General features: G+C 69.0%; 13 protein-coding genes. 5 read left to right on the top strand and 8 right to left on the bottom strand.

Annotated elements, in window-relative coordinates:
- Position 1 precedes the first annotated feature (1 nt).
- Positions 2-1,321 carry a hypothetical protein gene (locus SOM10_RS00185; protein WP_053095606.1) on the bottom strand — a complete coding sequence of 440 codons (1,320 nt, stop codon included), beginning with the start codon at positions 1,319-1,321 and terminating at the stop codon, positions 2-4.
- Between the two features lie 221 nt (positions 1,322-1,542).
- Between SOM10_RS00185 and SOM10_RS00180 the strand changes: the two genes are divergently transcribed.
- A complete protein-coding gene (locus SOM10_RS00180) occupies positions 1,543-2,133 on the top strand; it encodes a hypothetical protein (protein WP_320487918.1) in 591 nt (196 codons plus the stop codon).
- Positions 2,134-2,284: 151 nt separating this feature from the next.
- Here SOM10_RS00180 and SOM10_RS00175 read toward each other — a convergent pair whose 3' ends face one another.
- Complete coding sequence (locus tag SOM10_RS00175) at positions 2,285-5,179, bottom strand: UPF0182 family protein (protein WP_053095604.1); 2,895 nt, start codon at positions 5,177-5,179, stop codon at positions 2,285-2,287.
- A gap of 46 nt (positions 5,180-5,225) precedes the next feature.
- Positions 5,226-6,320, bottom strand: coding sequence for a YlbL family protein (locus tag SOM10_RS00170; RefSeq protein WP_082586550.1), 1,095 nt, complete (start codon positions 6,318-6,320; stop codon positions 5,226-5,228).
- Between the two features lie 117 nt (positions 6,321-6,437).
- Here SOM10_RS00170 and SOM10_RS00165 point away from each other — a divergent pair, with 117 nt between their 5' ends.
- Positions 6,438-7,844: a zinc-dependent metalloprotease gene (locus SOM10_RS00165; RefSeq protein ID WP_053095602.1), complete on the top strand. Its 1,407-nt coding sequence runs from the start codon at positions 6,438-6,440 to the stop codon at positions 7,842-7,844.
- Positions 7,845-8,633: 789 nt separating this feature from the next.
- Here the strand turns inward: SOM10_RS00165 and SOM10_RS00160 are convergent.
- A complete protein-coding gene (locus tag SOM10_RS00160) occupies positions 8,634-10,355 on the bottom strand; it encodes an ATP-dependent helicase (RefSeq protein ID WP_053095601.1) in 1,722 nt (573 codons plus the stop codon).
- Positions 10,352-11,251 (bottom strand): NAD(+) diphosphatase, encoded by a 900-nt coding sequence (nudC, locus tag SOM10_RS00155; RefSeq protein WP_056278120.1) that lies wholly within the window; start codon positions 11,249-11,251, stop codon positions 10,352-10,354. Before nudC ends, SOM10_RS00160 begins: the two co-directional genes overlap by 4 nt.
- Positions 11,252-11,315: 64 nt before the next feature.
- Between nudC and SOM10_RS00150 the strand changes: the two genes are divergently transcribed.
- Complete coding sequence (locus tag SOM10_RS00150) at positions 11,316-12,665, top strand: phosphotransferase (RefSeq protein WP_320487915.1); 1,350 nt, start codon at positions 11,316-11,318, stop codon at positions 12,663-12,665.
- Here the strand turns inward: SOM10_RS00150 and SOM10_RS00145 are convergent.
- Both SOM10_RS00145 and SOM10_RS00140 read right to left on the bottom strand, forming a co-directional pair.
- The gene (locus tag SOM10_RS00145) at positions 12,611-16,105 is read right to left on the bottom strand and encodes an ATP-dependent DNA helicase (protein WP_320487914.1); all 3,495 of its coding nucleotides are present in this window, start codon (positions 16,103-16,105) and stop codon (positions 12,611-12,613) included. The two genes, SOM10_RS00150 and SOM10_RS00145, sit on opposite strands and share 55 nt — an antisense overlap.
- Positions 16,054-19,287 carry an ATP-dependent helicase gene (locus tag SOM10_RS00140; RefSeq protein WP_053095597.1) on the bottom strand — a complete coding sequence of 1,078 codons (3,234 nt, stop codon included), beginning with the start codon at positions 19,285-19,287 and terminating at the stop codon, positions 16,054-16,056. The genes SOM10_RS00145 and SOM10_RS00140 overlap by 52 nt, the downstream gene beginning before the upstream one ends.
- A gap of 186 nt (positions 19,288-19,473) precedes the next feature.
- Here SOM10_RS00140 and SOM10_RS00135 point away from each other — a divergent pair, with 186 nt between their 5' ends.
- Together SOM10_RS00135 and SOM10_RS00130 are read left to right on the top strand one after the other, a co-directional pair.
- Positions 19,474-19,698, top strand: a complete 225-nt coding sequence (locus SOM10_RS00135; protein WP_053095596.1) for a DUF3107 domain-containing protein — start codon at positions 19,474-19,476, stop codon at positions 19,696-19,698.
- Between the two features lie 7 nt (positions 19,699-19,705).
- Positions 19,706-19,993, top strand: coding sequence for a hypothetical protein (locus tag SOM10_RS00130; RefSeq protein WP_056278108.1), 288 nt, complete (start codon positions 19,706-19,708; stop codon positions 19,991-19,993).
- A gap of 22 nt (positions 19,994-20,015) precedes the next feature.
- Here SOM10_RS00130 and SOM10_RS00125 read toward each other — a convergent pair whose 3' ends face one another.
- Complete coding sequence (locus SOM10_RS00125; RefSeq protein ID WP_053095594.1) at positions 20,016-20,729, bottom strand: ferritin-like fold-containing protein; 714 nt, start codon at positions 20,727-20,729, stop codon at positions 20,016-20,018.
- Positions 20,730-20,836: the final 107 nt, after the last annotated feature.

Below are 20,836 nucleotides of genomic sequence, written 5' to 3'. Positions count from 1 at the left end.
CTCACACCCCCAGATTCGCGCTGAGGATCTCTTCGGCAAGGAGGCGCGAGACCTCCTGCGAAGCCGCGGAATCCGACGAGAAGAAGTCCTCGACAGTCGCGTCGAACAGCTGATGCCCTCGGGCATACTCGGCCACGGTGAGGGCCAGGCAGCGCGCCGTCAGCGCGTAGAGGTCGCTCGCCGCGTAATGCGTGCCGTTCGACGAGCGCCCGACGCCGGCGCCGCGGGGAGTCGGGTTCGACGCCGGCGCGCTGCCGAGCGCCGCTGCGGCACTGGCGAGCTCCGTATCGATCCGGCCCATGCTGTTCGACACCACGGTCGCATTGCTCCTGTCCATGCTCATCGTGCCGTCACCGACCGGGTACGGGCCGAGAGCGAACGCGTCCAGATTGTAGGTGGCGTTGTCGGAGCGGATGATGCTCGCGGCTTCGGTCATCGCGTCGTTGAGCTCGTTCTCCTGCTTCTCGAGCGCCTTATCGAGATTGCCGAGCGCCTCGTCGAGAGACGACAGGATGTCGGAATAGGTGTTGCCCTCGATGACGACGTTGCGGGCGATCCCCTGCACGGCGCTGCTGGCCGCGCCGGCGATTCCCGAGAGCACGGCTGCTGCGGCCACCGTGCCCGTGCCGGCCGTCACGATCGCGGATACGACGCCCGCCACCGCTCCGACGACTGTCAGCACGAGCGTCCCGTTGGCCGCAGCGGCGTTCCCCGCCTTCTGGTCCCAGGCGGCGCGAGCGCTGTCGCAGATCGACACGACGTCCTGTCGCGCGGCGGGCCACATGGCGGCCTGAGCGCTGTAGTTGAGCTGGAGGATCACGCATGCGTCCCCCAGGCCGTGGGTGACGGACTGGAACTGGATGTAGTACTTGTCGATGAACGCGGGCTTGAAGCTGCCCTCGATCTTGTTCGCCATCATCTCGTGCACCGAGTCGTTGGCTGTGCCGATCGCACCGGTGTTCTGCACCGACGCACCCGCGCCCGAGGTGCCGAGGATCGCGGCTGCCGCCGAGGTCGCACTCGCCGGTGCCTCGCAGGCGTCGCCGCCGTCCGGCAGATCAAGCCACTTCGACACGCGGGCATCGATCGCGGCCCGGATGTCGTCGAAAGCCGGTGCGACCGAGTGGTTCACGCCGTTGCCGTCGCCCCCGCCCTCGCCTGCGGCATTCGGCCGGTTGTAGAAGTTGAGCATGAAGCCCCACTTCGCGTAGATCTGGTCATTTCCCCAGTTCGGGTGAAAGCCCTGGTCCGCCATGAAACAGTCGATCGCGGCGCGCTTCATCTTGCCGATGATGTCCGGCAACTCCGAATAGTCAGGCATATCTCGATCCCCTCCAGTCTCGATTTCCGTCAAGTGCCGCCCGGACATCTCTCGACGCGTCGGGGCGGCTCCACCGAGAGACTAATCGATTCCCGGACTCCTTCGCTCGCGACAGGACGACACCCGCATCGCCCGCGGATCCACTCGTTAGACTGTCCCACCGAACGGCGCGACCGTCGACGGCGGCGCGGTCGGTGGAAACAATGACCCGGAGGTCCATCATGACGCAGACTCCCGACAGCGCCGCGGGGAACCGTCCCGCGCTCGCATCAGGCGCATCGCGGCGCGCGATCGTCAGCCTCTGGGTCGGCGCCGTGGCTCTGCTGATCTCCGTCGCACTGATCGTGCTCTTTTTGCCCGTTCCGGCCCTGCTCCCGGTCGCAGCAGCCGCCGCGCTGCTGGCGATCGTCGCTCTCCTGCTGGGCGTGCGAGCGAGACGCTCCGCGGTCGCTCGCGCGGGAACGGCGGCCGTCGTCGTCGCAGCGGTCGCCCTCATCGTCGATCTCATTCTCGTCGTCGTGATGGCAGTCGGCGTCCTCGCCGGCAACGGCCTCAACCACGTCGAGGTGCGTGCCACGGGCGGACCCACATTCACGGTCTCCTTCGCCGATGACACACAGGCGTACGACGAGGAGTGGGCCTCCAGCGGCTGGAAGCAGTACACGACGACCGGCGATTCGGCGGAGATCGTCGTCACCGCCCCGGACGACGACACGGACGCGACCGTGAGCTGTCAGATTCTGTGGAACGACGAACTGGTCGTCGAGCAGAGCGGCACGGGCTCCGTGACCTGCCGTTACGACGCGGACTGACCGACCGGACTGATCGGCCCGGGCGGATCGAGGCGGCGTCAGCGGACTGCTCGTCGCCCCCGGCGCCTGCCTCCGCGAGCGTCGGCAGAAACGGACGATGCCGCCCCTCGCGAACGAGGGACGGCATCGTGTGCAGACGGGGCCGGGGCTGTTACTCCCCCGAGGCGGCTTCCAGTCCGAGCAGCGTGTTCACGGCATCCGTGAGGCGCTTGTCGGCCTCGGCGAACTTGGTCAGATCCCCTGCCTTCAATGCGGCCTCTCGGTCGGTCAGCGCCTGCTGCGCGGCTGCAAGAGCCTCAGCCTCGGCGTCGGTCGGCACCGTCGGCTCGGTCGGGACCTCACCGGTGTCCGGGTCGGGCTCGGTCGGCTCGACCTCATCGTCTCCACCGGTCGCACCGGCATCGCCGCCGAAGAGGGTGTCGAGCGCGGCGGTCAGCGTGTCTTCGAACGCGACCTTGTCGCCGAAGGCCACGAGGACCTTCTGCAGACGCGGCAGCTTGGTGCCCTCCGAGGACTGCACGTACACCGGCTGCACGTAGAGCAGACCGCCGCCCACGGGCAGAGTGAGGAGGTTTCCGTACAGCACCTCGGACTCGCCCTGCTGCAGCAGGTTGAGCTGCGGCACCACAGCCGTGTCCGAGTTGTAGGTGTTCTGCACTTGGCCGGGGCCCGGCACGGTCGTATCGGTGTCGATCTCGAGCATCCGAAGCTGGCCGTAGCCTTCTGCCTTCACGCCGGCCTCCGATCCGGCATCCGAGTCGACCGCGAGATAGCCCATCAGCACGTCGCGGTTGCTGCCGCCCTGCGCCGAAGGAATGAACGTCGAGAACATCGAGAAGCGCGGGGAATCCTGACCCGGCATCTGCATCGTCAGGTAGTACGGCGGCTGCAGGACCTGCTCGCTGCGCGGGTCGTTCGGCGTCTGCCAGCGGTTGTCCTGCTGCGCGAAGGAGCCGGCGGTGTCGATGTGGTAGGTGCCGAGGATGTCGCGCTGCACCTTGAACAGGTCGGTCGGGTAACGGACGTGGCTCATCAGATCGGCCGACATGTCGCTCACGGGCTTGAGCGTCGACGGGTAGATGTTCTGCCAGGTCTGCAGCACGGGATCCTGGTCGTCCCATGCGTACAGGGTGACCGAACCGTCGTAGGCGTCGACCGTGGCCTTGACCGAGTTGCGGATGTAGTTGATCTCGTCGATCGCGAGCGTCGGCGACGGGAGGTTCGAGTCGGCGATCGCATCCGACAGGCTCACGTTCGTCGAGTAGGGGTAGGTCGAGCTCGTGGTGTATCCGTCGACGATCCAGACGATCCTGCCGTCCACGACGCTCGGGTACGGGTCGCTGTCGAGCTCGAGGTACGGCGCGACCTTCTGCACGCGCGTCTTGGGATCGCGGTCGTACAGGATCTGCGAGTCGTCGTTCACGAGGTTCGAGAACAGGATCTGCTCCGACTGGAACTTCAGCGCGTACAGCAGCTTCGTGAAGCTGCTCCCGATCTTCGGTCCGCCGTCGCCCTCGAACGTCGTCTTGGTCTCGCTGGCGCCGTCCTTGCCTCGCGGATAGTCGATCTCGACAGGATCGGTTCCGTCGGGAGAGCCGACGATCGAGTACTCCGGCGAGTTCTCGCCGAAGTACACGCGCGGCTCGAACTCCTCCTGCTGGGTGAGGAAGCCGTCGGACGGGATGCCACGCTCGAGGAAGACCGGCTCGCCGTCGGGCGTGCGCTGGTTGCCCGCTGCGACGACCAAGCCGTAGCCGTGCGTGTAGACAGCGGCGCGGTTGTTCCAGTTCGTGACGTCGACGCCGTTCATGTCGAGGTCGCGGACGGAGACGACCGTGTCCTGCATCTCCCCGCCGATCTCGTAGCGGTCGACGTCGAGCTTCTCCTGGAACTGGTAGTAGCCGCGGTACTGCTCGAGCTGTCGCACGGCGGGGCTGATCACGTTGGGGTCGACGATGCGGATCGATGCGGTGGTCTCGGCGTCTTCACGCAGCTGGCCGGCCTCGGCATCGGTCTCGGCTTCGAACGGGGTGGTCTCGAGGTCGGCGACCCCGTACGCCTCCTTGGTGCCGTCGATGTTCCGCTGGTAGAACTCCGCCTGGTAGGCGTTCTGGTTCGGGCGGACCTGGAACGTGGTGACGGCCCACGGGAATCCGACGCCGACGACGAGCGAGGCGACGATGAGCAGCGCGGTCGCGGCGAGAGGGAACCGCCACCGGCCGATGACGGCCGTGACGAAGAAGAGGATGGCGACGAGCGCGGCGATGATCGCGAGGATCGCGAGGCCGGGGATCGTGGCGTTGACGCCCGTGTAGGCCGGGCCGACGATGCGGTCGTCCTGTGCGACGAGGGTCTTGTAGCGGTCGAGCCACAGGCTCGCCGCCTGAACCAGAAGGTACAGCCCCGCGATCACAGCGAGCTGGATGCGTGCGGGCTTCGAGATGCGCAGCTCGCCCTGACCGATGCGGACCGACCCGTAGAGGTACGACACCAGCGCGGTGACGATGAGGGTGAGCAGCAGGACCGCAGACACGAAAGCCAGCAGGATCGAGTAGAACGGCATCGCGAACATGTAGAAGCCGGTGTCGACGCCGAACTGCGGGTCGGTGGCGTCGGTCGCGACGCCGTTGGCCCAGAGCCAGACGGTCTTCCACTGGCTGGCCGCCGAGAAGCCGGCGAAGAGGCCGAAGAAGATCGGCATGCCCCACATCGCGAGGCGGCGGAGCGGCTCGATGACCTCCTGGTACCTGTCGAGCTGCGAGCTGAGCCGCACGTAGACGGGGCGCAGTCGGTACGCGAGCTGGATGGCGACGAACAGCGGCACGGCCATGCCGAGGAATCCGACGACGAACATCACCGCCGTGGCGAACCATTGGGTGGTGAGCACTCCCGCGAAGCCCACCTGGTCGAACCAGAGGAATTCGGTGTAGAGCGACGCGAAGACGAAGAAGGCGGCGATCAGCGCGGCGATGATCGCCAGCGAGATACCGAAGATTCTTCGCGAGGTTCGGGGAGTGGCCGGGTTCGGTGCAGAAGTCGAGGTCACCCTCCCATCCTAGGCACGCCTTACTGTGCTGCGGCTGTCATACCTATCACGGGGAGGTCACGACGTCGCAGGTCGGGAGCGATCCCACGTCGCCGCCGTTCGCGATCACCTCGAGCGCGTCGAGCGATTCCTCCAGCGTCGAGGTGCTGATCACGGTCAGTCCGTCCGGCACGTGGCCGGTGACCTCGTCGCAGTTCGTCGACGGAGCGAGGAAGTACTCCGCCCCCGCATCACGGGCACCGTAGAGCTTCTGACGGATGCCGCCGATCGGCCCGACCGTCCCATCGGCCTCGATCGTGCCGGTGCCGGCGACGTTCTCGCCGCCGTTCAACTCCCCTTCGGTGAGGGTGTCGATGATGCCGAGCGCGAACATCATCCCGGCGCTGGGTCCACCGACATTGTCGAGCTGGAGCGTCACATCGATCTCGAAATCGTAGTCCGTGCGCAACGTGACACCGATCAGCCACGTCGTCACGTCACCGTCGGTCTGCTCGACGGGCGTCACCTCGACCACCTGTTCCTCGCCGGAGCGCTGCACGGTGAGCGAGACCGGCGCGCCCTCCCCATCCTGGATCGCCTGACGCAGCTGCTTCGCGGAGGTCACCGCGGCGCCGTCCACGGCGGTGATGACGTCCTCCGCCTCGAGCGCTCCCTCGGCCGGTGCATCCTCGACGACCTCCTGGACGACGACCTCGGCTCCGGTGTCGTAGCCCAGCTCGTTGAGCGCTGCCGCGGTCGCCTCGTGCTGCGAGTCCACCATGAGTGTCGCGTTGCGTTCGTCACGCTGCTCCGTCGTGACCCCCTCGGGGAACACGGAGTCGAGAGGCACCACCGCTCGTGAGGAGTCCATCCACGCGAGAGCGAGCTCGAACCAGCTCGGGGTGCGCTCACGGTTTCCGACGACCTGCACGGTCGTGAGGTCGAGAGTGCCTCCGGTCTCGAACGTCTCAGCGCCGTCGACCTGGATGAGCGGAACCTGCTCGCCGTCGGCTCCTGCCGCGGTGCCGAGGGTGTCGTAGACCGGGCCCGGACGCTGGATCACGTAAGGCGTCGGGAGGAAGGTCAGCACGACGAGCGCGATCAACGCGACGACCAGCGCCCAGACTCCCAGTCCGAGCTTGACAGACCGGGTTCGATCCACAGGGTTCCTCCGTCGTTCGCGGGCGGCGTACAGCGATCTGCCCGCTTCGGGGTCTCGCGGCCGATCCTGTGACTAGCGTAGATGCCACGGCTTTAGGCGTGCTGAGAGGCGAGCGACATGTCAGACAACGACCCGACCCCCGAGGACTTCCAAGAGTTCCTCCGACGCATGATGTCCGGCCAGGGCGCCGGAGACATCGACCCCGAGGCGCTGCAGAACGCCTTCGCGGGCATGGATGGGATCCAGATCGACCCGGCGATGATGCAGACGATCATGTCGCAGCTGCAGGGTGCGTTCGGCGGCGATCCCTGGGAGAACGCGCTGCGGCAGGCGCTGCACATCGCCAACCGCGACGGTCTCGGCATCACCGACGGCTCGCGGACCTCGCTCGTCGACTCCTTCGCCCTCGCGGACCTCTGGCTCGGCGAGGCGACCACGATCTCCGAACTCGGCGAGTCGCCGAAGGCCATGACGCGCGGCGAATGGGTTGAAGCGACCCTGCCCGTGTGGAAGGAGATCGCCGGCCCCGTGTCGACGAGCATCGCCGATGCGCTCACCAGCGCGCTCGACACGCAGGTGCCCGAAGAGATGCGCGACGTCGTGCAGGGCGCGGGCAAGCTCATGCGTGGTCTCGGCGGCTCGGTCTTCGCGGCGCAGTTCGGCCAGGTTCTCGGCAACCTCGCACTCGAAGTGGTGTCAGGCGGAGACGTCGGCATCCCGGTGCTTCCGGCAGGCACTGCCGCTGTCATCCCCCAGAACCTGACAGCGTTCGGCGAGGGTCTCGAGATCCCGGAAGACCAGATCACCCTCTATCTCGCGACCCGCGAACTCGCATACGCCCGGCTGTATCGCCACTCGAAGTGGCTGCACCTGCACGTCATGGCGCAGATCACCGATTTCGCCCGCGGGGTCACGGTCGACGTGGATGCACTCGAGGACGTCGCAAGCCGTCTCGACCCGTCCAACCCCGAAGAGCTCCGCGCGGCCATCGAAGGCGGAGCGCTGCTTCCCACGCAGACCGACGCGCAGCGCGAGGCACTGGCCCGACTCGAGAACCTCGTCGCGACGATCGACGGCTGGGTCGACGTCGTGACCGCGCAGGCCACCTCGCGTCTTCCCGACGGTGCCCGCATCGCCGAAGCCGCTCGCCGCCGCCGCGCGGTGGGCGGTCCCGCCGAGGACGCACTCGGCGCTCTCGTCGGACTCAAGCTGCGGCCCCGTCGTCTGCGCGAGGCGTCGGCCATGTGGCAGGCGGTGACAGACGCCGTGGGCATCGCCGGACGCGACTCCCTGTGGGACTACCCCGACCTCATGCCGACGTCGGACGACATCGACGACCCGTCGGCGCTCGTGGCGCGACTGCAGGCGAGCGCGCGGGGAGAGCAGCCGGTCGCCGATGAGTTCGACGAGGCGCTGGCACGTCTGCTGGATGGCGACGACTTCTCGCGAGAGCAGCCGGAGACGCCCGAAGGCGAGCAGGACACCGACGGTGACGACGGCCCAGGAGGAGACCGACCCGTGTGACCGACGGGGTGGCAGAGTCTCGAGGACTTTTCCACGGATGCCCGCGACTCCCCCACCGGGAGCTCGGCTTTGCGCAGAATCGAGGGATGTCTCCTCTGACACCCAAGACCATCACTCGCCTGGATCCCGCGGTTCCGCTGCTCTGGCGGGACGGTGAGACACTGCAGATCGGCATCGAGGGGACGCTGCGCATCGCCGCCTCGGAACCGTGGGTCGAGCGTCTGATCGCTCGGATGGCCGCCGGATTCCGGCGCGGGGGCTTCGATGTCGTGGCACATGCCGCCGGCGCCCCGCGCGCAGAGGCGCGGATGCTCCTGGCGCGGCTCGAGCCGCTGCTCGTCGACGATTCTCCCGCTCCCCCGGCTGCGTGGGTGGAGAGCATCGACGTCGCCGACGCGCGATGCGAGTTCCGCATGCGCGAGGCGCTCCTCGACGAGGGCATCGCCGTCGGCGAGCGGGAGAATCCCCGCGACATCGGCATCGTGCTGGTCGAAGGTGCGGCGGCCGCGCTGCACTTCGCACGCTACCTTCGCGACGACACGTCGCACCTGCCGGTCGCGCTCGAGCGAGGACGGATCACGGTCGGACCCCTGGTGGTACCCGGCGAATCGGCCTGCCTGACCTGCCGCGACGAGCATGAACGCGAGCGCGACGATGCCTGGCCCCGCATGCACGCCCAACTCATCGGGCGCGGCGCGGGTCCGATCAGTGCCGCGCGGATCACGGAGGCGGCGACGCTCGTCGCGCGGCTGCTCGCAGAGAGCGCGGCCCCGGGCTCGTTCGTCGAGGTCAGCGGCGAGGGGCGCCGCGACTGGCGCTCGGTGACGTTTCACGAAGAATGCCGGTGCCGCGAGCAGTCGTTCCCATCTCTGCCAGGAACCGCGACGGGGCGCGTTCCCCGCGTCCCGCTGAGCGCGACCACGACAGCGAGAGAGTACGCGCGGCCCGCGTGACGCCGACGTAAGCGAGGCGGCGCTCTTCGTCGATCGCCTCGAAGCCGGTGGCGTAGGAGATCGGAAGTGCGCCCTCCGCCCACCCCGCGAGGTAGACATGCGGCCATTCGAGACCCTTGGCGGCGTGCAACGTCGACAGAGTCACGGTGCGCATGGTGGGCTCGTGCTGGTCCTTCGCGCGCGCCATGAGCGCGTCGCTGAAGGTGCGCAGGGTCTCATCGGGTCCGGCGTCTTCGGCGAGACGCAGAATCGCCCGTCGAGCCTCCCAGCCGTCGCGCTGAGCTCCCCCGGCCGCCGGTGGCTCGTCGGAGAGACCGAGCTCGCGGAGGACCCTCTGGACCCCGGGCAGAAAACCATGCTCGGTCGGCGCGACCGCGGCGGCCCGCAGGGCCAGGATCGCCTGTCGCACCTCGGGCATCGCGAAGAACCGGGTTCCACCCAGTACCGATGTCGCGATGCCCTCGGCGGCGAGCGCCTGCTGCAGCACCGCGGACTGCGCATGAGCCCGGTAGAGCACGGCGATCTCTGAGGGCGACGCCCCTGACTCGATCCGCGCTGCCACGGCGGCGGCGATCCCCTCTGCCTCGTCGCGCTCGGAGTCGTACGCCGTGACCGTGGGCGAATCCGCGTTGAACGTCTCTCTCGCCGGGACGAGTTCGAGGGCGCCCGGCCGCCCCTTCATCAGGGCGTTCGCCGCTTCGAGGATCGGGGCCTGCGAACGGTAGTTGGTCTCGAGTCGCACGACCGTGGCATCGGGATGTCGCCGCTCGAACTCGAGGAGGAATCGCTGTTCGGCGCCGGCGAACGAGTAGATGGTCTGACTCGCGTCACCGACGACGCAGATGTCCTTGCGATCGCCCAGCCAGAGTTCGAGCAGGCGGTTCTGGAGCGGAGAGACGTCCTGGTACTCGTCGACCGTGAAATGCCGATACTGCTCGTGCACGGACGCTGCGACGCGAGGTTCGGCCTCGAGCATCCCGGCGCAGGCCAGCAGCACGTCCTCGAAATCGAGTTGGCGCCGCTCGTCCTTCAGCGCCTCATAGCGCTGCTGCAGTTCGACGAACTGAGCGGAGTCGACGCCGCTCAACGTGCGGCCGAGCGACGCGTGCTGTTCGATCGACAACATCGACACCTTGCGCCATTCGATCTCCGAGGCGAGGTCGCGAAGCGTCGCGGTGCTCGGCCGCAGTCGCATCGCGTCGGCAGCCTGGCCGAGCAGCCTCACCTTGTTGTCGATGATCGACGGAGCGGGTGATCCGGCCAGTGTGGGCCAGAAGAAGTTCAGCTGGGCGAGGGCGGCGGCATGGAACGTCCGCGCGGCCACGCCCTCGACGCCGAGCGCGCGCAGACGACCCCTGAGCTCGCCCGCGGCCTTGGCCGTGAAGGTCACCGCCATGACGCGCGACGGCGAGTATGCACCGGTGTCGACGCCATGGGCGATCCGGTGGGTGATCACTCGGGTCTTCCCGGTTCCCGCACCTGCGAGCACGGCGACGGGACCGCGCAGCACGGATGCCGCCTCCCGCTGTCGATCGTCGAGGGCTTCGAGCGCGCTCACGCGCGCTCCTCGAACCAGTCGAGGATCAGTGCGCGGGCGATGGACGCGGGTCCGGGGAGGCCGACGGGTCCGTCACCGGCGAGAGCGGACCCGATCTCGTCACGGGTGAACCAGCGGACGTCGATGATCTCCTCCCCGTCGGGCCGCAGCTCGTGCTCATCCAGAGCGACGGCACGGAAGCCGAGCATGAGCGAGCGAGGAAAGGGCCACGGCTGAGACGAGACGTAACGCAGCGAGGCCAGCCGAACGCCGGATTCCTCCTCGAGCTCACGATGCACGGTCGACTCCAACGACTCGCCCGCCTCGGTGAATCCGGCGAAGCAGGAGTACATCCGGCCGCCCCAATTGGCGTTCGCCCCGAGCAGGAGCCGTTCGCCGTCAGAGCTCTCCACCGCGACGATGACAGCTGGGTCCGTCCGAGGGAAGTGCTCGCGACCGCAGACGAGGCAGCGGCGCGACCATCCGGCCTGGCGCAGCTCCGTCCCTCCGCCGCATCGGGGGCAGAACGGTGCGTCCCGCAGCCAGCCTCCCAGCGCGAGCGCCTCGATGAGCAGCTCCGTGTCACCCGAGCCGAGACGCGCGCCGAGGTCGCGGAGTCCCAGCCACACCTCGTCGGGTGCGGTGTCGACGGTGTCGCCCTCGGGCTGCAGAACGGCGAGAAGCACGGCGGTACCGTCACCTTCGCGCCCGAGGAGCGCCCAGGTCGCATCGACGATCTCGGCGGCGGGAACCCGCAGCAGCGTGGCCGATTCGAGGTCGGCGCCCGAAATGCGCACGCGGCCGTCTCGTACGGCGATGACCCGCGTCGCCTCGTCGGCGCGCAGACGATCGAGGACTCCGGGTTCGACCCGCAGATCCGCTGCGCGATCGAGGGATGTGCTGCTGCCGGCGATCATCGTCTCCCTCTCTCACGGGCGTGGCGGAAGCTGGACCACCCCCACGTCCACCTACCCTGGAGGCATGGGACGCTCTCCATTCACTCTAGCCGCGGCGGTGACTGCCGCACTGCCCGGCGCCGAGGTGATCGGGGCCCGCACGCTCAGCGCCGACGGTGACGGACGCTTCGACTCCGCGGTCGCCACTCTCGCAGACGGGCGCGAGCTCGCGATCCGTGTCGCCGATGACGACGAGACCTCACGCGAGCTGGCCGCCGAGGCCCTCGCGCTGCGGGCTCTGACGGCCGGTGCGCGGGCGATGCTCCCCTTCCGAGCCCCCGAATACATCGGCGAGACGCGACTCGCAGACGCCCGCGCGCTCGTGACGGAGCTGCTGCCCGGATTCCAGATCGAGGCGGCGATGGTGCCGGCCGGCCGTGGCGCCGCCGAATCGATGGGTGCGGCGATCGCGGCAGTGCACTCCCTGCCCACCTCGGTCGTGAGAGGCGCCGGATTGACGACGCGGTCTGCGCAGGAGAGCCGCGACGAACTCGCTCGACTGATCGACTCCGCGGCATCGACCGGGCGCGTCCCCGCGCGGCTCACCGTGCGATGGCGCGACGCCGTCGCCGACGACGATCTCTGGCGGTTCGAATCGACGGTCGTGCTGGGCGGCGTGCAGTCGACCTCCTTCATCTTCCGGGACGACCCGGATCTCGGTCCCGAGGTCACCGGACTCATCGGCTGGCATTCGCTGGCCGTCGGAGATCCGGCGATCGATCTGTCGTGGCTGTCCACCGCCCCTGATGCGGCGCACGACGTCCATGCCGCGTACGCTCGGGCCGCCGACCGCGGGCCGGACGGCGCTCTCGAGGTGCGCGCACGCCTGCTCGCCGAGCTCGAATTCGCCCGATGGCTCGTCCACGGCGACTCCTTGCACCGACCCGACATCGTCGACGACGCCGCCGCCCTTCTCGAGGCACTCGCCGAAGGATTGCACAGCGACGATCTCGGCGTGATCGCGTCGCGCAACGAGGGCGTCGAGTCCGCCCTGGACGCGCTCGACAGAGTACCGGCACGTGCCTCGGCGGGGGCCGACACGTCGATGCAGACCGACGCGTACAACCCGAACGAGCTGTGGCGCGACGACGAGGCCGACGGTCCCGATGGCGACGCCGACGATCAGGCGACGAGCGATCTCAGCGACGCCGCCGCGGACGCCGCTCGTCGTCTCGAGGTCGGTGGCCTCGAGACGGAAGATCTTTCAGGCGTGCGCAGGCACACCGCGCAGGAGCCCGCCGCGGAGCGACGCCCGGTCGATGACCCGGCGCGGACTGAGCGAGCGGACGGCTCAGACGAGGGATCGCCGGAGGACGAGGCTCAGCGGGCCGCCCGAGCAGCGCTCCAGCGCTGGAAGAGCTCCGACTCGGAGTAGACGCGGTCACCGCGGATGACGAGGTCGTCCGCGACGTAGTACAGCGCCACGTCGATCTCCTCCAGGGGCACTCCGAAACGACGGTGGTAGGCGAGACGGTAGAGCGCGAGCTGCAGCATCCGCTCCTCCCGTTCCCGAGGTGTGCGTGGGGCCTTGCCCGTCTTCCAGTCGACGATCTCGATGCGCCCGCCGCGATCTTCGCGTCGATAGACCGCGTCGAGTTTGCAGATGACGATATGGCGTTCGCCATCCGGCACAGCGCCACCCAGCGCGAAGTCGATCTCGATCTCGACCGCGATGGGCTTGAGCGCTCCCCACTCGCTGGCCTCGAAGATCGACTGCAGGGTCTCGAGGTCGGCGGCGTCGGCGGACGAGACCTCCGCTCCGCCGACGGTCTCGACGAACGAGAGATCATCCTCGTCGACCTCCCACAGCGCCTCGTCGACGCGCTGACCGACGCCGACGAGTTCGCTCCTCCACTCGACCCATGCGTGGAACAGCGTGCCCAGCCGGGTCTGCCGATACGGCCGCTCAGGCATCGGACGGACGATGGAAGACACGGTGCCGGTGAAATCGGTGACGTAGTCCTTGAAGCGGGAGGCCGGCACCCGGGTGGGCGGTGATGCGTCGGTGCCACGCAATCGGGCGGCGCGCTCGGCGAGCAGACGCGCCAGTTCGGGAGCGGCCTCCGGCTCCCCGTCGGCTGCCGCGCGCACGGCGCCGGCGGCTGCCTCGACGACCCCACGCCGAGCGCCGAGCGGGTCGAGAGGCCAGGTGAGCGTTGCGCCGGGGCCGTCGTAGGGGTTCTCGTCCGGATCCACGGGCTCGATCGGAGCGATTCCGAGAATCTCCATCGCCTCGGTCAGATAGGGGCTCGGGTTCTTCGGCTGCTTCTGCCCCGCCCAGTGGGCCCCGGTCAGAAGCAGATGACTGCGCGCCCTGGTGACGGCGACGTAGGCGAGTCGACGCTCCTCCTCCTGCTGATACTCGCGGTAGGCGTCCTTGAAGACCGTGATCGCGCCCGGCGCTGTCTTGCTCCTGCTGGTCAGCGATGCGATACCTGCCTTCAGCCGCTTCGCCGCATCGAGCTCTTCGTCCGAGGGCGCTATCCAACTGAAGGTCGGCAGGGCCGCGCTGTCGCCTCGCAGAGCGAACGGCAGCACTCCGAAGCCGAACCATCCTGAGGTGTCCGTCGGGCGCGACGGCAGTTCGCCCTCGACCATGCGGACGACGGCGACCGCATCCCACTCCAACCCCTTGGATCCGTGGATCGTCAGAAGCTGGACGACCCCGGGTTCGGGCGGCTCGGGCCGCGGCACCAGCTCGTCTGTGCTCTCGGCCTTCTCCAACCAGGCGAGGAGACTCGAGATGGTCCCCCGTTCGTCTGCGGCGAGGAACGACCGAACCTCGTCAGTGAACGCGCGCAGCTGCGTCGCCGCGATACGCGCCGGCCCTCTGGTCTCGTTCGCTGCGAGCTCGATGTCCAAACGCAGCTCGAGCTCGATCAGCCTCAGCAGATCGGGAAGCGGAAGCGACGACGCCCGTCGGAGGCGTTCGAGCATCTCGCCCGCGGCACGGATGCGAGAACGCCCGTCCGGCGTGATCCCGGCGAGAAGGCGGTAGTCGTCGCTGAGACCGCGGAGCACGTCGACGGCGTCGATGATCGACAGCGCCTCGTCCGCCCCCCGTGACGCGCGGATGCGTTTGCGGAGCTCGTCGTCCAGCGGCAGCAGCCCGCTGTCCCGACGGGAGAGCTCCGCCGCGAGCTGCTGCAACGCCGCCATGTCGGCGACACCGACGGAGAATCGAGGACCGACGAGGAGCCTGATCAACGCAGAGCCCGCCGTCGGATCGTGCAGCACGCGCAGCGTCGACACGACATCGACGACCTCGGGGGTCGCCAGGAGTCCCCCGAGCCCCAGGATGCGGTGCGGAATCCCTTCTGCGGCAAGGGCCGCCGCGAACGTCTGCATGTGCCGCTTCGACCGGAACAGCACCGCTCCGGTATGCGGCTTCGCGAGGTCGTCGTGCTCCGCGCGACGCGCCGCGAACCATTCGGCGACCGCGCGAGCCTCGTCATCGACGGTGAGCGGGAAGCTCATCTCGACCGCCCCGGGGCCGGCGCCGGGACGAGACTCGAGCGGTGGCACATCCAATCCGGGCCTGCGCAGCGGACCGAGGATGCGGTTGGCGACACCGAGGATGCTCCGGTCGTTGCGCCAGCTCGTCATCAGACTGTAGTTGCCGACGCTCTCGTGTTCGGAGAAGGTGCGCGCGAAGGCGTGCAGATTGTCCGCGCTGGCGCCTCGCCATCCGTAGATCGACTGGTGCGGATCCCCGACCGCCATCACCGCGGTGTCGCGGAAGAGTCGGGCGAGGAACTGCGTCTGGATCACCGAGGTGTCCTGGTATTCGTCCAGCAGCACCACCTGATGCTGCTGCCGCAGGTCCTCGCGCACGTCGGGAGACGACTCCACGATGTCGTAGGCGCCGCTGACCTGGTCGGCGAAGTCCAGCACTCCGCGGCGCTCCTTCTCGGCGATGTAATCGCGCACCAGGACGGACAGAGCGGGAAGAGCGCGCAGGTTCGCAGCCGCGGTCGCGACCTCCGCGTTGCTGAGGTACGGCTCGAACGCCTCGGCCTGGCGCAGCGCGATGCGATCGGCGCGGTCGAGATCGACCCGGTGATCGAGCGAGTCGCCGGCCAATCTCTGAACCGCGTCGACCACCCCCGCCACCGACCGGTCGATCTCCTCCAGCTCCGGCAGGTCGGCGCGCAGCACCACGTCGCGCACGAGCATCCAGGATGCGGCCTGGCTGAGCATGGCGACGTCGGAGTCGCGGCCGATGCGCGCCGCGTGCTCGCGCACGATGCCATCCGCGAACGCGTTGTAGGTCGAGACCTTCGGACGGATCAACAGATCCTCGGCCGAACGGGGGGTCGAGACCGCCCCGGTGCCGAAACCTGCGGCGAGCTCGTCGAGCACCTGCGATCGGACGACCTCGCGCTGTCTGGCGTTCGCGGCTCTCGACACGCGATCGAGGGCACCGCTCGCCACGATCTCGGGCAGGTGCGGCAGCAGTCCTCGTCTCCCGTATTCGTCGATGAGCGCCAGACGGACGCCGATGCGCTCCGCGAGCTCACCCGCGGCCTTGCGCGTGAAGGTCAGGCCGAGGATCTGATCGCGTCGCACATGCCCGTTCGCGACCAGCCAGACGACGCGGCCGGCCATCGTCTCGGTCTTTCCGCTGCCCGCGCCCGCGACCACCAAAGCCGGCGCCGGTGGCGACTCGATCACCCGCTGCTGAGCCTCCGTCGGTGCGGGGAGACCGAGCGCGGCGGCGACGTCCAGAGCAGAGATCCCGTTCCCCGCTCCCGTCCACGCCGTCACGCGCTCACCGCGGCGACGGTGTGGATGCGGCACGGCTGGACTCGCCATTGCGTATCCGCGCAGTGAGCCTCGACATGGGCCGTGAAGCTCGCCGCCGACATTCCTCGGGCGGCTTCCGCGATCCGCCCGAGGAACTGGACACGCTCTTCACCGGCGAGGGTGTGCTGGTGCGCCACGCGGAAATCGCTGCCGGCCAGGGTCTTGGCGACCAAGACCAGGCGCGCGCCGGCGAGGGCCGCAGGATCCGCTCCCGCCACGAGTCCTTCCTGCACCGCCACCTGGTATGCGGCGAGCTGGGCGTGGTCCGCCACCTTCTGCTCGCTCTCCGGCTCGTACTTGCCGGTCTTCAAGTCCACGACCACGACGCGCTCCCCGCTCTGCGCATCGGCCATGCGCGTCCACTTCTGTCCCCGCGCCTTCGCATGCTCTCCACCACCCGCGGTGTACGCCTCGACCCGGTCGATGAAGCCGTGCACGATCGCATGGTGCGGATGGGGGTCGCCGTCGACGCTCGCCGCACGCACGCCCGGCGCGATGCCCTCCTGCTCGGGCACCTCGACCGCGAACCGGAACTCCACCTCGCCGGCGATCACCCGACCGCCTTCGTCCGCCACGTCCGACAGGTAGCTGTGCAGTCGATCGATGTACAGATCGGCGCGGCGCCTCTCCTTGCGACCTATCCAGGCCGTCTCGAAATCGAGCTCCGGCCAATGCTCGGCCAGGACCTCACGCAGACGGTCCAGTTCGCCGTCGGGCACCTGCTCCATCGCCTCGTGGATGATCGTGCCGATTCCGGCCGACGGCGGCATCACGGTGTCGCCGCCCAGGGCGGACACCGCCCAGTTCAGCTCGCACTCCTCGAAGGACTCCATCCGCGACGGCGAGACCCGGGCGGCGTCGACGGCGAGGTCGTGCAGCGGTGCATCGGTCGTCGGCGGCGTCACTCCGTACCACTCGTCCGGATCGGCACCCGGCACTCCCTCCCGCGCGAGCACCGCCAGCTGGGCGGAGGCGTGGTCTCGGGCGGCACGGACGGTCGAGGTCGTCAGTACCCGACGATGACGCGCGACGAGACCGCGCAGCGTGAGCGGGTGCTCGGCCGAGGCATGCAGCTCGGGCGGGTCGGGCGGCGGGAGGAAGCCGAAGAACGCACTGGGTGTCATGTCGTCGTCATCGACCGCGGTGATGAGGAGTCTGCTCCGCGAACGAGAGATGGCGCGGACGAACAGCCGCAGCTCATCGTGCAGAGCGGCGCGGCGCCTGTCGAGTGCCTCGGGCGGGTGCTCGGCGGTTCCGGTGCGGGATGCGAGCAGTGCGTCGGCGAGACGCCAGGACTGGAGCATCCCGCCGCGCAGCCGCACATTCGGCCAGATTCCGTCCTGCACTCCGGCCACCACGACCGCGTCGAACTCCGTTCCGAGTGCGGTCGCCGGTGTGAGCAGGGTCACACGGCCCGGCCGGTCGGGACTCGAGAGGGAGTCTTCGGGCACCTCGCTGTCGAGGATGTCGCGCACGAAGACCTCCGGCTTCTCGTTCGGGGTGCGCTCGACGAATCGCTTGGCCGCACCGAACAGGGAGACGAGCGCATCGAGGGCTCGCGCCGTCTCCGCACCGCTGGTCTGCAACGACATCTCACGCCAGGCGATCTGGAGCTTGCGCCCGTCGACCGCTCTGGCCTGGTCCCAGACCCGCCACAGGAGATCGTGGATCGTCTCGCCGTCGGCAGCCGCGGCGGCCACATCTGCGATCGTCGCGGCGAAGCGCGCGGCCAGGCGCGATTCCTGGGCGTCGATGAGCGTGAAGTGGTCGGGCGATGCCAGCGCCTGGCGCAGCAGTTCCCGTGCGGGCGTCGAGCCCCCCAGGTCGAGCTCGATATGGCGCAGACGAGCGCGAAGGCGTCGGAGCCCGATCGCATCCATGCCTCCGAAGGGCGTGCGGAGCGCCTCCTCCCAGTCCTGGGGAGTCCGCTCCTCGGCCGGCGTGAGGGCCAGGCGCACGATGCCGACGATGTCGCGCACGATCGGCTCGGAGCCGAGAGGACGTTGCACGCCCGCGGCTCTCGTCGGGATCTCCCGCGCGGCGAGCTCTGCGTCGAGCTGCGTGACCTGCCTGGTGTCGTGTGCGATGACCGCGATGCGATCCCACGGGACGTCATCCACGAGGTGCCATTCGCGCATGACACCCGCGATGCGGTCGAGCTCTTCATGCGGTGACGGGGCGATGAAGGTGCTCACGTCGCCGGGGGCACCCGGGCTGTGCGCGGCGACGGGCTCGGGCGCGCGCCTGTGGTCGACGCGACCCGACACGCCGATCGCCTGCGTGACGGTGCGGGTCAGCGCGGTGAGCGCCGGCGCCTGACGATGAGGGACATCGAGCACGTGGACCTCGCCCAGCGCCGTGGCGAGCTGCGCGAACAACTCGGGGCTCGCGCCGCGGAAAGCTCCGGAGGAGATGTCAGGATCGCCGAAGGCGAGCACTGCCGTGCCTCGCGCACGGAGCGCCTCGACCACCGCGATGCCACCGCGTGTCAGCTCCTGCGCGTCGTCGATGAGCACCACCCTGAGGTCGGCGAGAGGGCCGAGGGCACTCGGCTCGGCGGTGCGCAGGATCGTGCACGCCTCGGCGAGCAGGTCTGCCGCGTCGCGGTGGGATGCCCGTGCCAGGTCGAGCACGGCGCGGTATTCGACGAGGAACTCGGCGACGGACGACCAGGCGGGGACATCGGACGTGCGCAGCTCGTCGGGCTGCGCCCCCAGTTCGACGCATTCCGCGAGGAAGGCACGGAGCTCGGAGCGGAACCCCTTGGAGGCGCGTACGGCGGGGCTCAGCGCCTGCGGCCAGTCGATGCGCTCGTCCTCCGCGTCGCCGGCGAGGAGCTCGGCGATCAGGCGGTCCTGGTCTGCGCCGGTCAGCAGAGCCGGTGGCTCCGCCCCTTCGCGAACCATCGCTCCGCGCACCACCTGGAATGCGAACGACCCGAGCGACCTGGCCAGCGGCCCGGGAGTGGCCTGACCGATCCTGACCCCGATGCGGTCCCGCAGCGCGGTCGCCGCCTGCCTGCTGGGAGTGAGGACGAGGACCTGCTCCGGACGCATCCCCGCTGTGTCGAGCAGATGGACGACGCGCTCGGTGAGAGTGCGGGTCTTGCCCGTGCCGGGCGCCCCGATGATGACGCCGGATGCCGAGGCGTCTGCACCGATCACGGCGTTCTGCGCGGCATCCTCTGTCATGTCCTCCACGCTACTGCGGCGCGCCGACATCGCCGGGCGTCGGCGTCTCGCGACGGTGTGCGCTCAGGGCGAAACCGGCCCGATCCGCGGATCCCGTCACCTCGCCGCCCGGTAGAGTTGGGCTCAGTCGTCGACCTCCGAGGTCGACTCGACCACAGCATCGTCGACTGGAAAACAGGAGTACGCGTGGAAATCCGCATCGGCATCATCAACACCGGCCGCGAGCTCAGCTTCGAGACCGCATCGAGCGCGGACGAGGTCCGCACGCAGGTCTCCTCGGCTCTCGAGCAGAACACTTCTCACCTGAGCTTCGCCGATGTCAAGGGCAACTCCTACCTGGTTCCGACCGCGAACCTCGCGTACATCGAGCTCGGCACCGAGGAGTCTCGTCGCGTCGGCTTCTTCGCCTGACCCCACGATGTACATCCTCCTCGCTCTCGTCGGGGCGTGCGCGCTCGGCATCGCGGCCCACTACATGATCGGTGGGCGGGAGTTGCGCGGGGTCGCTCTCACCCCCGCTGTCGCCACGGCCCTCGCGGCCGTCGTCTACACCGGCCTGCAGTGGCTCGGCGTGGGCGAGGACAGCATCTGGCTATGGCTCGCGAGCGTCGTGGGCTCCGTCGGCATCGCGGCAGTCGCCACCGTCGCGATCGTCGCGTCGCGCCGACGCAGCGATGCCGCGGCCAAGGCGGCGCTCGGCATCTGATGCCGTCGGCCGGGTCCGTCGGCTAGGAGGCGAGACCCATCGCATCCATGCGGCGTGCGTGCGCGCCCATCAGCTCGGTGTAGACCAATTCGACGCGGTCCTCGCTCATCGCGGCGAGCTCGGGCTGACGCAGCGCGGACCGGCACACCAGGATCGTGTCCCCCACGAGCCGGCGCGCCCACATCGAGAGCAGCGACCGCCACTCGCCGTCGCCGTCGATCGTCTCCTGGATGATGGCGACGATCTCGTGTCGCGCATCGTCCTCGGAGAGGATCTCCGCGACCCTCTCCCCCGTGTCGCCGTAGCTCGAGGCGAGTGCGAAGTAGAAGTCGTCGAGCATCCCTGCCGTGATGTAGACGGCGAGGAGAGTCTCCCGCGGACGCGCGCCGATGGTCTTGCGCCGGAAGGCGTCGAGGTTCTCCCGGAACGGGAGCATGAGCTGCGTCGGATCGTCTCCGCGCTCCGCGATGAGTTCGACGATCGCCCGATGCTTGGTGAGCGCAGCACCGGCTGCCCGGGAGAGCGCCTCCTTCTCGGAGAGCTCCGGAGTCGCCCTGATCAGCCGCGTGAGCGTCTCGAAGTACCCCAGCTGGAGGTACGCCGCCTGTCCCAGGAATCGCGGCAGCTCCGGCGCGAGTTCGGCGAAGTCGACCCGCGTCGCCGCTCCTTGATCGCCCCGACTGCGCAACGTCATCGTGCGCCGGGGCGTCCTACGCTTCCAGAACCAGTTCACCACGGGGTTCACACTACCCGGGGGACGCGATATTCCCGGGCGTCGCCACCCCCTCGGGTAGGCTGTCCCTGTCCCCGCCGTCGGAGCGGGGCCCGCGCCTGTGGCACAAG

Origin of the sequence: Microbacterium sp. CFBP9023 (assembly GCF_034045055.1) — a bacterium.
Lineage (GTDB): Bacteria > Actinomycetota > Actinomycetes > Actinomycetales > Microbacteriaceae > Microbacterium.
This window is presented reverse-complemented; position numbering and strand designations above follow the sequence as displayed.

Coding starts and splice junctions, on each gene's coding strand:
- SOM10_RS00165 (WP_053095602.1), top strand. CDS start 6,438: ATGTCAGACAACGACCCGACCCCCGAGGACTTCCAAGAGTTCCTCCGA.
- SOM10_RS00145 (WP_320487914.1), bottom strand. CDS start 16,105: ATGGCGAGTCCAGCCGTGCCGCATCCACACCGTCGCCGCGGTGAGCGC.
- nudC (WP_056278120.1), bottom strand. CDS start 11,251: ATGATCGCCGGCAGCAGCACATCCCTCGATCGCGCAGCGGATCTGCGG.
- SOM10_RS00185 (WP_053095606.1), bottom strand. CDS start 1,321: ATGCCTGACTATTCGGAGTTGCCGGACATCATCGGCAAGATGAAGCGC.
- SOM10_RS00150 (WP_320487915.1), top strand. CDS start 11,316: ATGGGACGCTCTCCATTCACTCTAGCCGCGGCGGTGACTGCCGCACTG.
- SOM10_RS00180 (WP_320487918.1), top strand. CDS start 1,543: ATGACGCAGACTCCCGACAGCGCCGCGGGGAACCGTCCCGCGCTCGCA.
- SOM10_RS00130 (WP_056278108.1), top strand. CDS start 19,706: ATGTACATCCTCCTCGCTCTCGTCGGGGCGTGCGCGCTCGGCATCGCG.
- SOM10_RS00140 (WP_053095597.1), bottom strand. CDS start 19,287: ATGACAGAGGATGCCGCGCAGAACGCCGTGATCGGTGCAGACGCCTCG.